Source organism: Affinirhizobium helianthi (assembly GCF_042680945.1).
GTDB lineage: Bacteria > Pseudomonadota > Alphaproteobacteria > Rhizobiales > Rhizobiaceae > Neorhizobium > Neorhizobium helianthi.
Map to the genome: position 1 here is coordinate 194,925 of NZ_JBHUEQ010000006.1, position 15,073 is coordinate 209,997.

Consider the following 15,073-nt stretch of genomic DNA (forward strand, 5'->3'; position numbering starts at 1 on the left):
TCATCCTCACAAGAGTGGACGTTCGGCTGCACGGGCCGGCCAGCGGGCAACAGGTTCGCTGATGCCCTTCATGAAAACAGCAAGGCGCGTGTAGCTGTTGATAGAGGTATAAAGCCCGAAAAAACGATCCAGAATACTGCCGAAAAGATAGGCTGAGGCCTGATCGATAGCGTTGGGATCGAAGGTCAATGCAATATCCGTGCCGGGCACCATGCCCCCATGCGGCATCCGCGCAAGAGATGAATGCGTCTCCAGGCCCACGATAGCCTCCGCGAACTGTCTCGTTTCCGGGCTATCGCGGACGCTGTAGAGTGACAGAATGTCCTTTAATGCACCGCCATTGCCATCTGTGAGCGACAGGTGATTGAGGAGAAGATGAGAAATCAGGCGCCAATTGCGGCCTTCCTGATCGTTCATCCGCACCGATGGCGTGGGTGGAAGAAGCGCCTGCAGGCCAGCCACCGCTTCATGCCCCGATGCAAGCTGCAAATGCGGATGCCCGCCACCGAATGGAAGCTGTTCCGGCAGGTTCCGGTTCAGGCAAAGCGCATCCACACTGGCGACCGCATCCACCGGGCTCGCATAGCGCCGGTCGCGATCGACAAAGGCAATGTCGGTATCGCTCGTTCCATCATCCTCGTCAAAACGCCTGGTGATCTGCCAGTAGGTGCTTGCACGCTCTGTGCCATGGGAGCGACCGAAGAAGGGCTGACTCGTCTGCCGGTTACCGGCTGGATCGCTCAGCGTCACCTTTTCCACCGAATAGATCTCACGCGTCCTCTGACGTCTGGCGTCAGGAAGAAGCCGGTATTCGGTTCGGGTGCCATCGACGGAAATCGGCTCACATGCCTGCTTGAACAGGTTCACGACTGGCGTTGCATGCAATGCAAAATCCCTCGCGGAGAGCGTTCTCTCCAGCCTGGGGTTGGCCGCGTTGAGGTATATGAAGATTTCAAGCGTGTCTTGACGCCAAAGCTCGAGGCCCGAAAGCTCGATAAAGAGCGATCTTTGTGGCAGCGCGAAGAATTCCGTCAGCAAACGATAGCCTTCGAAGCTCGGTGCCGGATAAGGCAGCAATGCCTCGTCGGCGCCAAACCCGAGTGGACGCAAGTTCCGACTGCCCAGGGAGATTGGCTGCAAATCACCCGAATGGCGTGCGAGCGCAATCCCGACAGTATGGTTGCACAGCACCTCATGGATCTGGATGGCCTGCTGCCAGGGAGCCGCCAGATGGAGACGGAGCTTTGACAGCCCGATGCTGCCGATGGGCTGACGTATATCGCGTGGGCGTAGCGACAACCTGAGGCAAGCAGTGACCCCACTGAACGCGACCTGTGGCGCATCGAGCGGCTGGCTCATCAAACGCGCGGCAGCGAGATCGATGGGGGCGACCGCCACATCCTGCGTCGTTCTGAAACGGCAGGTCTCGCCGGCAATCGGTTCTGCCAGAATCTCGGTATGCCTCGGAACAATCTGCTCGCTCGCCAGCGTTTTAGCCGGCTCGAACTGAATGATGGACATGGACGGCAGCGGCGCCAGATAGTGCGGATAGAGTGTCTCGAGAAGGCTGCTGGTCAGTTCAGGAAATTCATCGTCGAGCTTCTGTCGCACGCGCGCCGCCGAATAGGCGAAACTCTGCACCAGACGCTCCACATGCGGATCGTCAATCACCTCGCCCGTCATGCGCAGGCGTCCTGCAATTTTCGGGAAGCTCTGCGCAAAGCGGCTGGCGCGCTGTCGCAGCGCCGCCAACTCCTCATTATAGCGTGCAAGAAACCCGTCAGCCATCGCTTCCCTCCACCTGGATGCGCTGCGATGACGGATCGATGACGGACTCAAAGCTGATGGGCGGCATGCCTTCATGAAGCCGGAAGGTCGCCTCAATTCGCATGCGCAGGGCGCGAGCGGTGACGCTGCGAGTCTTGAGAATGGTTACCCTTACATTGGACAGTCGCGTCTCAAAGCGGCTGATGCTTCGCTCAATGGAGCGCGCAAGTGATAGCTTTGCTTCATCCGTCATCAGATTGGCCGCAACCGCGCCATCCACGCCATAGTTACGCAGCGAATTTTGCAGCTCAGCCAGACCGGGCGCAGGCGTCTGGATGCAGCGTCGGGTATTGAGCAGCATTTCCAGATCGCGCCGGATAGCCTCCCGCATTTCCCGGATTTGCACCGCATAGCTCAACGGCGGATCAACAGGGCTATAGGGCGCATCGTCCAGTAACCTGTCCAGCACCGAACGCGAGACCTGCCGTTCCTTCGGGCGAAAGACGTCGAGAGGATCAGCCATGGGCGATCCTTTGTGCTGTCGTGCCGATGGGGCTGGCCAGTTCGCTGATTTCCGACAACGACATCATTTGGTCTGCGACCAGAAAGCACCGCTGGCCATGCCCTGTCGTCAGCCCGGTGGGCAGCGCTTTCCAGTCGGTAACGCGCCCAAGCCGGGCATCAGCATCCATACTGTTGCTGGAATGATAGATGACAGGAAGAAGCACCGGCGCGACCGCGCCATCCATCAGCGTCAATTCTGCCGGACGGAAGGCAAAGTCCCGTGGGCGGCGCACTGGCTCGATCCGCAGCTGGGCAATGCGAGCATAATCAATCCACAGATAAGCGCCGCCACTCATGATCACTTCCAGCGCATGGGGAATGCGATCATCGAGGTCACGGAAATCCGACACTGGCTTGCCGTTGCAAAGCATGGGCTTTTCACCGCGCAGGGCATCCAGTTCACGCAGGAGATCCCCTGCCGTTTGCGCATCGCCCTCACGATCCACCACGGCAAGCCGCATCGCCAACCGGTCAAGCTCGGTCGGCCCATCGGGAAAGTCGGGCACTGCCCCAGTATTGAACCAGGCGTCGCGAGCGGCCATTCCGCGGAGCTGGTTTCGAAGAAGAGCAAATCCCATGACTGCATCGGGCTGGAAGGTGGCCGCTAGGCCGCATTGATTGTCGGCACGCTCATAATCACCTGCGACAATCAGCAGATCGATATACAGATTGCGCGCCTGCGCATCGGATGGTCCTGTCTTGACGGCCGATTTGGCGGCATCAAGCGCAGCATCGAGATCTCCTTCGGACAACAGGGCTGAAATCTGCTGAAACAGGGTCATGCGGAAATCCTTTCGCGGCGGTTCGCGGCAACCGGAGCAATCCGATCCGGATTGGCTTCGGCAATGAGGTGAAAGCTGGTGGAGATATCGTCCAGCTGGAAATGGGGTTGCAGCCGCACGGTGCAGGCAAAGCTTCCCGGCTTGCCCGGGATTTCCGAAACGGAAATGCCGGCGGAGCGCAGCGGGTAGCGAATGCGCAGGGAAACATCGGCATCGTCGTTACCGAGGGTATAACCCGTCAGCCAATCGTCCAGACGCCGCTCCAGGGTGCGCGCTTCGGTCAACTTGCCGATTTCATCGCGCATGATGACCTTCAGGTAATGGCTGAAGCGCGACGCGCACAACACATATTGCAGCATGGCTGCAAGCCGCGCATTCTGCCGGGCCTGATCGCTGGAATAGTGCGGCGGCGCGTGCAGCGAGGGATTGGAATTGAAGATCGCATTTGCGGTCAGGTAGGTCGAACCGATGGCGATGATGCCAAGTTCTCCCAGCTGCTGCTCCTGATGGCTGGATAGTCTGACTTCTAGCGGCGGCTGCGCACCCAGGCCCTCGCTTTCAATGGCTGGATCGAGTGGAGCAATCTGTTGGGAGGATAGAAGCCCTCCATCGACTCTGTCCTGCGTCACACCGCGAATATCTGCAAACCAGCCAGACTCGATGAAATTGCGGATGATCACCGCGCCGAAGGCAAAAGCGCCATTTGCCCAGAGAAGCGTATCTGCGTTATCGGAAATCTGCTCCCGGAAGGGGAAGGGATCTGCCCGATGCCTGTCATGCGGGCGCAAAGGTTGACGCATGAGAATGCGGGGCGCGACGAGACCAAGGAAACGCGCGTCATCGCTGGCCCGCAGGCTGTTCCAGCGAAGCCGGCGCGGGTCGGTCGAAAGCCAGCTGAAATCCTGGATGCGGCTGAGTTCGGAAAAATCTTCAAGTCCTACCGACCTTGGCGTTGCTCCCGCCACGAGCGGGCAGAAAGCCGCTGCCGCCAACATTCCAAGATGTGCAAGCGCACCGACGGAATCGGAACCTTCAGGTTCTGAGGGTGAGAAGTAGTAATCTGCGATCAGCAGGCCGAAGGGTTCGCCGCCTGCCATGCCGAATTCCCGGCTATAAACCAGCTCGAAAAGATGACTCTGATCGAAATCCGCGGCACGCTCGAGCGAGCGTGCAAGTTCGTTCCATTCGACGCTGAGCAGTTTGATCTTGACGTCGTTGCCCCGCGATGCCTGCCGCACCAGCATGGCAAGCCCGCGCCAGCGGGCCTCCATGGCCTGAAAGGCGCAGTGGTGCATGATCGCGTTCAGCTGAGCATTCAGCGCTTCATCGATCAGGCAGATCAACTGATCTGCAAGCCGTCGTGCATCGCTGCCAACATCGAGCATATCAAATCCTCACGGAGCGAATGGACGCTTTACGGGCATCCATTCGCCCTAAGACTTCAGTTCTTGGATGGAATGCGGGCAACCATTCTCAGCGAAGTGGTCAGTTCTTCCATCTGAAGCCAGGGACGCATCCAGGCTACGGCATTGTAGGATCCGGGACGGCCCGGAATTTCCTGTACCGTCACCTTCGCATCGCGAAGCGGGTATTTTGCCCGTGACTCCTCGCCTGCATCGTCATTGGCGTTGACGTAGTTGGAGATCCAGCGATTAAGCCAGGCTTCGCAGTCCTTGGCTTCCATGAAGGAGCCGATCTTGTCCCGCCCCATGACCTTCAGGTAATGCGCAAAGCGCGAGGTCGCCATCATATAGGGAAGCCGGGCGGACACAGCCGCATTTGCAGTGGCTTCAGGGCGGTCGTAGACCTTGGCTTTATGTGCCGTCTGCGCTCCGAAGAAGACCGCGTAGTCGGTGTTCTTGTAGTGGCACAGGGGAAGAAAGCCCAGCTTGCCAAGCTCCGCATCGCGCCGATCGGTGATGCCCACTTCGGTTGGGCACTTGAGATCGAGATCGCCGTCATCGCTGGAGAAAATGTGCATGGGAAGGTTCTCAACCTTGCCGCCATTCTCTGCGCCACGAATTGCCGTGCACCACCCGCTTCGGGCAAAGGCATCCGTCAGGCGCGTTCCAAGCACGTAGGCTGCGTTCATCCAGCAATAGGAATCGTGCGGCAGTTCACCGGTCGTGGAACCACCTGTCTCATCATAATTGAAGGCATCGATAGGTGCTGTCTTCGGGCCATAGGGCATACGCGACAGGACGCGCGGCATTGCCAGCGCGACAAAGCGCGAATCGTCACTTTCGCGGAAGCTGCGCCATTTTGCGTATTCGACGGTTTCGAAGATCTTTTCCAGATCACGCGGCTTTGCCAGTTCGGTAAAATTCTCAAAGCCGAACATGTGAGGGCTTGCCCCGGAAATGAAGGGGGCGAAGGATGCAGCGGCAATCATGGAGATGCCCTGAAGCAGCTGGACATCTTCGAAGGAATTGTCGAATTCAAAGTCGCCAACCAGAGCACCCATGGGCTCTCCGCCGGGAGTTCCGAACTCATCTTCGTAGATCGACTTGAAAAGACGGGACTGGTCGAACTCAACCGCTTTGGCCAGATCCTTGGATATCTCCCGCTTCGATGCGTTCAGCACCCTGATCTTCAGGTTGACGCTGGTCTCCGTGTTCTTCACCAGATAGTTCAGGCCGCGCCAGCTGCCTTCCAGCTTCACGAATTCCGGCGTGTGCATGATCGCCGCCAGCTGCGCGGAGATTGCCTTATCAATCTCAGCAATCGCATTATTCAGCGTGATGGTGAGATTGCGATCGTAGCTCACCGTACCCTTGAGGGCCTGATCGGTGAGGGTGCGCAACAGATTTTGCGCACGATCCGGTTCGGTCTGCCGCGTGGCGGCAACAACTTTGCTCAGCAGATCCTCATCTGAAGCCAGGGCTGCCTGCTCGCGTGTTTGTACTTGTGTTTCAGCACTCATCTCGTCATCCTTCCAGTGGCTGCAAGGCTTCTGCCTCGCGCTCTCGGTGATTGGGGCCTGAACTTTGGGCGATTGCGCCCGGCCGCTTCATGCGCTCAGGTCTCAGGACGGCCGCGATTTTTCCGCCAGCTGCGCCACCAGCTTCGTCAGATCGCCTTTGTTCTGCAGAATGTCCTCCAGCATACGCTCCAGCTCCTCGGAACGATCTGCCTTGCTCATCAGGTCGCGCAGTTCGTTGCGCGCATCCAGCAAAGCCTTCAAAGCAGGAACCTGCTCCACAATCGCACCCGGCTCGAAATCCTCCATTTTTTCGAACTTCAGCGAGACCTCCAGCTGGCTGCCATCGTTCTGCAGCGTGTTATCAACCGTCAGCTGGAGACCAGGGGTCATACGGCGCATCACATCATCGAAATTGTCCCGGTCGATCTGGACGAACTTGCGCTCGCCAAAGGGCTTGAGTGGCTGGGTGGGATTGCCTGAAAAGTCACCCAGGACCCCCACAACGAAGGGCAATTCCTTTGCAACCATCGCGCCTTCCGTTTCCACCTCATATTTGATGTGAACGCGTGGCTTGCGAACCCTTTCCAGCTTTTCATGAACACTTGCCATTTTAAATCTCTCCTTCCTGCCACGAGGCAGCTTTGATCAATGGATGTAGGCGACGCCTGCGGCGCGGCCAGAGGTTGTTCTGGCTCAACTTGAATCTGTGCTCTTGATTCCTGCGGCCGTCAGCACCGCCTGCCGCTGATGGGCATCCGGCAGCAATTCCGCCAGAAGGTCTGAAAACCCCATGCGCCCACGCCGCACCAATGTTTCGAGAGACAGCGAAATGGGAGAATGCGGTTCGGTTTTCTTGAAGTAACGCGCCACGGCAAGCAGGATTTCGAAGGCTTCCTCGCGCGACGAAATGGCGTCTGCCGAGGGCTTACGCACAAGATGCTGAGCGGCGGCGCCATCCACAGACAGAGGCTGTTCTGTTTCGGACACAAGCGAACCCGCAGCACCCTCCTCGCCTTCCTCCGAGATATGTCCCAGGAATCTCAAGGCGGCGGCGGCCTCAGCTAACACATTACGTGTATTAGAACTCGCTGGAGCAAGCGCTCCGCACTTCTGTTCAAGTATTTCCGTGATGCGATCGAACAAGGCGATGCAGTCGCTGATCGCCGCGAACTGCCCTGATATCTGAGCGACATTCAGATTAGCGAATGCATTCTCAAGATCCTCTCGGACCCGTTCCTGACCCGGACGCTGTGAGACCTGAAAATCCCATAGGGTGAATTGCCCGAATTTCGCGCCCGGAATGAGCGGTGTCAAACGGATAGCCTGGATCAGAGTGCCCTCGCTGCCAATCCCGTTCAGACCTGCAAATGGCGCAAAACGTTCCTCATCATCCTCATCGCCGATCGAATGGAGCGCATCGAAATACTGTTCTAAAAGCGACACCGTCAGACCATAGACATCACGCAATCCGGCATAACCATTGAGCCGAACTTCCGCCTCTGTGAGCCAGGCAAGAACCTCGATGTCTTTGCTATAGGAAGTCAAAATTCGCAACCCTAGAGTGCGAACCTCTTGCCAAAGCGGAGATAGACTTACATTTTCACCCGGATTAACCATGCGTTCCGATGCCCTGGCAAGGCCGCGGGCATCCTTAATTTTAAAGTATACATCTCGCGCTTCAGTATTAATGCGAATGTTTTCCCCGCAAGGTCGGTCTTCACTAATGTAAATCTTCAATTCGTCGAAATTCATTACATCCGATCCCCAGCCTTCGGAGATTTGAGCCGTTTGAGATAGCTCATATTGTGCAAAAACGACTTGTAATCAACCCCCTATAAATGATGTCGAAATGATGACAAGCTTCGTTTTGCTCTAAAAAGTTAGCATGAATCACTTTTTCCTCTGGACATCTGGAACAACCCGCCATAGCTATCTTCACGCAACCAATGCGTGGGCCGAGGCGTCGCATTTACGGAGCTTGTCTATATGCCGCAGATCGATTTGGATCGTCTTATCAGGAGGCTGGACGCGCCGCTTCGTGTCGGTCTTGAGACAGGGGCATCGGTCGCCGCGCGCATGCAGCACTCAAGCGTCGAACTGGCGCATTGGCTGCGCGGATTGCTGGATGTGCCAGATATTGCAGCGTCCCTGTCTGCCGCTGGTGTCGATTGTGAAGCACTGCGCCAGCAGCTTGATGGCGCAATCGCCGATTTGGGACGCGGCGATGGAGCATCCCTGGTGCTTTCGCAAAACATTCTCGCGACCTGCCGGGAGGCATGGCTGCTTTCTTCGCTGGAACAGGGACGAAACTCGATCACACTGGGCGATATTCTTGCCGCTCTTGTCGATGACAGTAGCTTGCGCGCCTATCTGCGCGGTGCGGCGCCTGTGCTGTTGCGCCTCGATCGGAACGCCGTTGATGCCATGCGGGCTCGCGCGCCGCAGCCAGGCCCAGCAGATGTTCAGGAAGCAGCCTCCGCCACAGCATCGAGCGATGGCAACGAGTTCCTGCGCCTTTACACCCGCGACATGACCGCAGAAGCGCGAGGCGGAAAGCTTGATGCCGTGATCGGTCGCCAGCAGGAGCTGCGTCAGGTCATCGATATCCTGATGCGCAGGCGTCAGAACAATCCAATCCTCGTTGGCGAACCTGGTGTAGGCAAGACTGCAATTGTTGAGGCTCTGGCGCTCGGGATCGTTCATGAAGACGTTCCGGAGAAGCTCCGTAGCATCCGCCTACTGCTCCTTGATCTGACGCTGTTACAGGCAGGCGCCGGCGTAAAGGGTGAGTTTGAGCGCCGCTTGCATGGCGTTGTCGACGCGGTCAAGAACTCTCCCGAGCCGATTATACTTTTCATCGATGAGGCCCATGGTCTCATTGGCGCTGGTGGGCAGCCAGGCCAGGGTGATGCGGCGAACATTCTTAAACCTGCACTTGCCCGTGGCGAGCTGCGCACCATCGCAGCCACCACCTGGAGCGAGTACAAGCGGCATATCGAGAGGGATGCGGCACTGACCCGCCGCTTTCAGTTGGTACATGTCCGCGAACCCGATCAGGCAACGGCAATCCAGATGGTGCGCGGCATAGCCGCCGGACTGAAGAAGCATCACGGCGTGCGTATTCGCGATGAGGCGATCCGCGCTGCGGTTGAGCTGACTGAGCGCTATCTGCCAGCACGCCAATTGCCGGATAAGGCGATCAGTGTGCTTGATACGGCGGCAGCAGCAGTTGCACTTGCCCGCCAGACGACACCCGGCGCTCTGTCTGATCTACGCCAGGAAAGCATGCTGCTGGAGCAAGAGCGATCATGGCTTGCCCGTGAACCTCAGACGAACGAAACCACAGCTAGGCTCGCTGAAATTGACGCTGAAATTGCGGCAATCCAGAACGAAATCCTGGAGCTTGAGAACCGGCTTGATGCCGAACTTCGGCTTTCCTCAGAGGCGGATCGGCTGGAGCAATTGGTGGCAGCGGACGAAGATGTTGTGCCGATCCCACTCGTCTGCGAACAGATTGGCGTATCCTCCAACGTAACGCCGCTTCCTTCACATGCACGGAATTGCGAAACCCCATCGCAGGCATTGAAGCAGCTGGAACAGGCCATCAGCGATCTTTCGGGAGAAAATCGCCTTGTGCCGCGTGTGGTCGATCGAGATGTTGTGGCGGCCATTGTCTCCCGCTGGACAGGCATTCCCGTCGGCAAACTGCTTTCCGACCAGATTACTGCCGTACAAACGCTGGACCAGAACTTGAAGCAGAGGGTTCTGGGACAGGACCACGTGATTGGACGTATCGCCAATGCAATGAGGGCGGCCAAGGCAGGTCTCGCCGATCCCAGCCGCCCGCCGGGCGTCTTCCTGCTCGTTGGCATGTCTGGCACCGGCAAAACCGAGACGGCGCTATCCGTGGCAGATATTCTCTACGGAGGAAGCCAGCATCTGACCACGATAAACATGTCCGAGTTCAAGGAAGAGCATAAGATATCCATGCTCCTCGGCTCACCGCCCGGCTATGTGGGTTACGGTGAAGGTGGTGTTCTGACGGAAGCCGTTCGACGTCGACCCTATGGCGTTTTACTCCTGGATGAAATCGACAAGGCACATCCCGGCCTTCAGGAAATCTTTTATCAGGTTTTCGACAAGGGCACGCTTCGTGATGGCGAAGGACGGGACATCGATTTTCGCAACACAACGATTTTCATGACAGCAAATACGGGTTCCGAGCTACTGGCGTCGCTTGCTTCCGATCCGGATACGATGCCAGAGGGCGAAGCACTCGAGACCTTGCTGGTTCCTGAGCTTCAAAAACATTTCAAACCGGCATTTCTCGGTCGAACGACCATCCTCCCCTTCATGCCGCTGGGCCAGGAAAGCCTGCTTGGCATCGTGGACATGCATCTTGCGCGCATCGCGAAACGCATCAAGGACACCTACGCAGCCGAGTTGGCGGTGGACAAGACGGCGCGCGATGCATTGTGTGCCAGAGCGCAGCGGAGCGAAATGGGTGCTCGTGCAATCGAGGTGATGATCATGCGGGATCTGATGCCCGCGCTCTCCTCTTCGCTGCTCGAAACGCTGACCCGCGCCGCTAAAATCCAGAACATTCAAATCCGGCATGATGGCCAAAGCTTCGCGATCAGCGTGCAGGCCCAGAATGCCGAACAGGAATCCGTTGGTGCCGGGAAAGCTGGCGCTTCGGATGAAGTAGCCCCGGCTCGCAAACGCGTGCGGGGAAGAGCACGGCGCCGTGCCGACGTGCCGTAACCAGCAAACCATTCTCAAACAGGAGAGCTGACGCATGCCGATTTATCTGCAAATCGACGGTATCCAGGGTGATGCAACCCATGAACAGCATCGCAAGTGGATGGACATCGAAGCCATTCACTGGAACGTCTCCCGCAACATGAACACAGCTGCAGGTTCTGCTGCCAATCGTGAAGCTTCCGAGCCGACAGTGTCCGAAGTGATCCTCACCAAGGTCAGCGATTCGTCTTCAACGAAGCTGTTCCAGGAGGCTTGCTCGGGCCGCACCGGCAAGCGCGCAACCATTCACATGGTGACCACCGGCAATCCGGGTGAAACCTACATCGAGTACACGCTGACCAACACGCTGCTGGCAAGCTACTCCATCGATTCCAATGGCGATCGTCCGATCGAAACCATCAAGCTGAACTTCACCAAGATGGAAGTGAAGTACACGCCGTTCGACGAGAACCAGTCGCCGCAATCGCCGATGATTGCCTCCTACGATCTGGCAACGACCAAAGCTGCCTGATCTGGAGCCATATGTTTTGATGCCGGTTTGCGCCGGCATCATTCCCCCATGCCTGCCTCGGCCGCAGGCCCAGGTTCCATCTGCCTTGATGAGTGGAGAGGGCAAATGTCTTCAGCAAATGATCGATTGAACGAAGTTCTGCTCGAATTGCCGAAATACAAATCGCAGTGGGAATCCTATGTGGCCAACCCTTACGTTCGAGCCTACGATCTTGCTGTGCAGAATTTCACGCGGGAAGCCAAGGCTCAGGCTGAGCGTGATCGTACAAAAGCAGAGCTTTTTGTGCTCGGAGCATCCATCCTGACTGGCAGTGTGATGATGGCAGCCTTTGCCACCACATCGGTCAGAGTGCTGGCCGGGCGAACGATGCTGAACGTCGTCTGCAATAACAATTTGAACCGCACTTTCGACATGCTGCACGCAGCCTCAACGAACAAGACGCTTATGTTCGCCTTGGGCAGCGTTATGGATGAGGCCAAGAAGCTGGCTGGCAACCATGTCAAGAAGGCCGCCGAGACCTTCACCAGCAGCGCTCCGATGGCATCTGCAGCAACCGCGATCAACTACAAGACCCGCATTGAAGACTTCATCAATGCGAACCACATCTGCGTCCACGATCTTGTCCAGGGTGTTCGCGATGACAGGCTGATCAACGAGTCTGGCAAGAACAGAATAGCGGAACTGACAAGAAGGATTCCATTCTGCAATCCGCCTTCCGGTCGCAAGGTGGATGAGCAACGCTTGTCGCAGAAAATGGAGCTATTGTTTTACATGGCTTCGGTGCTCGATTCCGATGAGCTGGTACAGTATGCGCCGGCAATGAACGGCAGCGATCAAACCATCGGACGAACGGTCGAATACAGCTCCAGTTCAATCAACCAGATGCCTTCGGCCAGCGATTACCCGAAAGAAACGTTGCCGCGCTTGGTTGGCCGTCCGACCCCGCATTACCAGCCCGGCCAGCGCATCCGTTACAAGAATATCGGCGGCGGAATTCGGGATCGAATCGATCTCCTGAGCTTGCAGACCGGCAACGGCAAGTTCTATCCGGACCAGAATATGCTGGAAAAGTTCCTTGTTGATCCGACGCAACATGCGCAGATCATGAAAGCGGAGCAGGTTATCAATCGCCTGTCCGCCGATGCGCGTCCGCGCGCGTTGACCGAAGTGCGGATGATGTGAGCGAATGATGACGATGGCGGCCTTTTTTCAGAAGCCCCTGGCGCATCTGCCTAGCCACCGGCTCTTTGTGCTTGTTATGGCGGCTCTTTTGGGTGCCTTTCTGTTTTCATCCGGCCTTGCTGACAACCAGGGCTCGGTGGATAGGTCGTTGTTACAAATGGAGGCGGTTAAGCCCCGCTTGGATTTGACGCCAGAACTGGCGGCATCTGTCGCGCGTGCAGCCAATCAGAATGGAGTGAGCGGTGTTTCCGATTTGCAGCCAGTTCTGGAACAGGCCGCTTCGCTCTCATTCAATAGCGCTGAGATGGAATCGCGCATCGCTTCCAATCTGGCCAAAACTGGCCAGGTCAACGTCAATGCAAGCGAGCTTGCAAAGGCTGCCCATGCACTCAGCGAGGCTCGTAAAGCGTCTAAGAACGGTGGCGGTGAAACCTCCCTCGAACCAGTAGACGCTGAGCGCAGGAGCCAGATTTCCGAACTCCTCAACACAATGGCATCCCCTGAGCTTGCTGTCGAAACGGCGGTGACGGAACAGATTATGTATGCCGCATTGGAGGTTGTGACCAACGCCTCTGCAGAGCAGCTTGCAATAGCTCCCATCGAAAATCTGCAAGCGCAAACCGGCGCAACAATCCAGAACTTGCGGGCACGCACCACCAACGAGAACCCAACGCCAAAGCATGCCGCCAAAGCACAGGAAAGAGAACGCCTCGCTTTGGCGCTCGAGGCACTAACCTCTGACGAGCTGGCCGTCCTGACAAGATTCTACGCAAGCGAAGAAGGCCAGGCCAAGCGCGATACTCTGATTTCGACCTATCGCGATGTGTCCAACGCGGCGAATGCCAAGCTCCTGAACACCTATCTGGAGCGTCTTATCACGCAGTCGAAAAACAAGTCGCAGCAGAACTGAGGCGAGAGACAGGATCTGACCATGAACGACCAGCCTTCATCTGCCGATTTCATCCAGGCAAGCCGTGTGTTGAAGATCGTCTCGCCGCTCGGTGAGGATCAGCTTCTGCCCGAGCGGGTGGTGATCGAAGAAGGTGTCAACCGTCTGTTCGAGATCAAGCTGGCCGCTCGTTCGAAGAAACCACAGGTGAAGCCGGACGAACTGATTGGCAAGCTGGTCGATGTGTCACTGGAGATCTCCCAGGGCGATGGCGAAGAAGGCTCTGCCGTGCGCCGCCCGTTCAATGGGCTGGTGACAGAGCTGAACGAAGGCCCGCCCATCACGCGTGGTCTGCGCGCCTATTCCATGGTGCTGCGTCCGCAGATGTGGCTGTTGTCACGCCGATCCGATTGCCGCATCTGGATGGACAAGACCTCGCTGGAAGTACTTGAAACTCTTTTTTCCGAGCATGGCATTCCAGCCCCTGATACATCCGGCGTGATTTCACCCGTGCCACCACAGCACTATAGTGTGCAGTTCAACGAAACGGATCTTTCCTATCTGACACGGCGGTTGGAAGAGGACGGTATCTTCTACTGGTTCTCCCACGAGGACGGTCGCCACAAGCTGCATGTGGCCGATAGCGCGTCCGGCTGGCTGGGCCCCTCCCCGTCTGCGCAAGGCGAAGGCAAGGTGCGGCTGGCGCAGGGATCGTCAGACCGCAACCATATCAACGAATGGCAGCGGCACTTCGCTTACGTGCCCGGCAAGCGCACCGGCGGGGACTGGAACTTCGAGACCCCCTCCATGGTGCCGCGGGCCGAGACACCGTCGCTCATCCAGATGCCGGACGCCATCAAGCGCGAGCTCTACGAATATCCCGCCCGCATCTCCTCCGTTGCAGAAGCAGAACGCGCCGAAAAACTTCGGGTGCAGGCAACCGAAGCAGACCATGAGCGGGTCCATGGCGGCTCCACCTCTCGCATTCTGGAAGCGGGCCGCAGGTTTACGCCTTACGAGGTCGCGCATCCCGATCATCAATACGAAGAGCATGTGATCGTCTCCATCCGTCATGAGGTGGTGGATCGCTCCTATGAAACGTCGACCGATACCCCAGAATACCAGAACACGTTTGAGGCCCTGCCTTCCCGCGTTCCACTCACCCCGCATCGCGAGACCAGACGGCCACGCATTGAAGGCACGCAGGTGGCGATTGTTGCAGGCCCTGAGGGCGAAGAGATCCACCCGGATCAATACGGCCGCATCAAGCTTTGGTTTCCATGGGACCGCAAGGCCAAGAAGGACGGCTCCGACACCTGCTGGGTGCGGGTGGCGCAAAGCTGGGGCGGCGGCACTTGGGGCGCACAGATCATCCCGCGCATCGGCATGGAGGTGATGGTTGCATTCGTCGATGGCGATCCAGACCGTCCCCTCGTCATCGGTGTCGTGCCGAACCCCGCAAACGCCGTGCCGTATGATTTGCCGGCCAACAAGACGCGCATGGTTCTGCGCTCCAACACCCACAAGGGCCAGGGTTTCAACGAGATCAGCTTCGAAGACGAGGCGGGCAAGGAAAACCAGTTCTTCCATGCCCAGAAGGATCAGACAACACGGGTGCTGAACGACCGCACCAAGCGCATTGATCGTCATGAGGTGGCCTCCATCGGCGGCAATCGGGCTGTGGAAGTCTC

Annotated in this window: 12 protein-coding genes; 5 read left to right on the forward strand and 7 right to left on the reverse strand. The window is 57.6% G+C overall.

What is annotated here, in order from left to right; all coding sequences use genetic code 11:
* Positions 1-6 precede the first annotated feature (6 nt).
* The 7 genes from tssF to tssA all read right to left on the reverse strand — a co-directional run bounded on the left by tssF (position 7) and on the right by tssA (position 7,788).
* Positions 7-1,788, reverse strand: coding sequence for a type VI secretion system baseplate subunit TssF (gene tssF / locus ACFSE1_RS05970; RefSeq protein ID WP_377397832.1), 1,782 nt, complete (start codon positions 1,786-1,788; stop codon positions 7-9).
* Positions 1,781-2,290 carry a type VI secretion system baseplate subunit TssE gene (tssE, locus tag ACFSE1_RS05975; protein WP_377397835.1) on the reverse strand — a complete coding sequence of 170 codons (510 nt, stop codon included), beginning with the start codon at positions 2,288-2,290 and terminating at the stop codon, positions 1,781-1,783. The genes tssF and tssE overlap by 8 nt, the downstream gene beginning before the upstream one ends.
* The gene (locus ACFSE1_RS05980; RefSeq protein WP_377397838.1) at positions 2,283-3,113 is read right to left on the reverse strand and encodes a type VI secretion system accessory protein TagJ; all 831 of its coding nucleotides are present in this window, start codon (positions 3,111-3,113) and stop codon (positions 2,283-2,285) included. Before ACFSE1_RS05980 ends, tssE begins: the two co-directional genes overlap by 8 nt.
* Positions 3,110-4,498 carry a type VI secretion system contractile sheath large subunit gene (tssC, locus tag ACFSE1_RS05985; protein WP_377397841.1) on the reverse strand — a complete coding sequence of 463 codons (1,389 nt, stop codon included), beginning with the start codon at positions 4,496-4,498 and terminating at the stop codon, positions 3,110-3,112. The genes ACFSE1_RS05980 and tssC (ACFSE1_RS05985) overlap by 4 nt, the downstream gene beginning before the upstream one ends.
* Positions 4,499-4,554: 56 nt before the next feature.
* Positions 4,555-6,036: a type VI secretion system contractile sheath large subunit gene (gene tssC / locus ACFSE1_RS05990; protein WP_377397844.1), complete on the reverse strand. Its 1,482-nt coding sequence runs from the start codon at positions 6,034-6,036 to the stop codon at positions 4,555-4,557.
* A gap of 102 nt (positions 6,037-6,138) precedes the next feature.
* Positions 6,139-6,645, reverse strand: coding sequence for a type VI secretion system contractile sheath small subunit (gene tssB, locus ACFSE1_RS05995; RefSeq protein ID WP_377397848.1), 507 nt, complete (start codon positions 6,643-6,645; stop codon positions 6,139-6,141).
* A gap of 84 nt (positions 6,646-6,729) precedes the next feature.
* On the reverse strand, positions 6,730-7,788 hold the full coding sequence (gene tssA / locus ACFSE1_RS06000; RefSeq protein ID WP_377397851.1) for a type VI secretion system protein TssA: 1,059 nt from the start codon (positions 7,786-7,788) through the stop codon (positions 6,730-6,732).
* Positions 7,789-8,022: 234 nt separating this feature from the next.
* On the opposite strand from tssA, the gene tssH reads away from it, so the two are divergent.
* The 5 genes from tssH to tssI form a co-directional block, all read left to right on the forward strand.
* The gene (tssH, locus tag ACFSE1_RS06005; protein WP_377397854.1) at positions 8,023-10,800 is read left to right on the forward strand and encodes a type VI secretion system ATPase TssH; all 2,778 of its coding nucleotides are present in this window, start codon (positions 8,023-8,025) and stop codon (positions 10,798-10,800) included.
* A 34-nt stretch (positions 10,801-10,834) separates the two neighbouring features.
* Positions 10,835-11,311 carry an Hcp family type VI secretion system effector gene (locus tag ACFSE1_RS06010; RefSeq protein ID WP_377397857.1) on the forward strand — a complete coding sequence of 159 codons (477 nt, stop codon included), beginning with the start codon at positions 10,835-10,837 and terminating at the stop codon, positions 11,309-11,311.
* A gap of 105 nt (positions 11,312-11,416) precedes the next feature.
* Entirely contained in the window at positions 11,417-12,493 is a 1,077-nt protein-coding gene (locus ACFSE1_RS06015) for a hypothetical protein (RefSeq protein WP_377397860.1), read from the forward strand.
* Between the two features lie 13 nt (positions 12,494-12,506).
* Complete coding sequence (locus tag ACFSE1_RS06020) at positions 12,507-13,403, forward strand: hypothetical protein (protein ID WP_377397863.1); 897 nt, start codon at positions 12,507-12,509, stop codon at positions 13,401-13,403.
* A gap of 21 nt (positions 13,404-13,424) precedes the next feature.
* Positions 13,425-15,073, forward strand: a 1,649-nt coding sequence (gene tssI, locus ACFSE1_RS06025) for a type VI secretion system tip protein TssI/VgrG (protein WP_377397866.1), incomplete at its 3' end; no start/stop codon positions are given.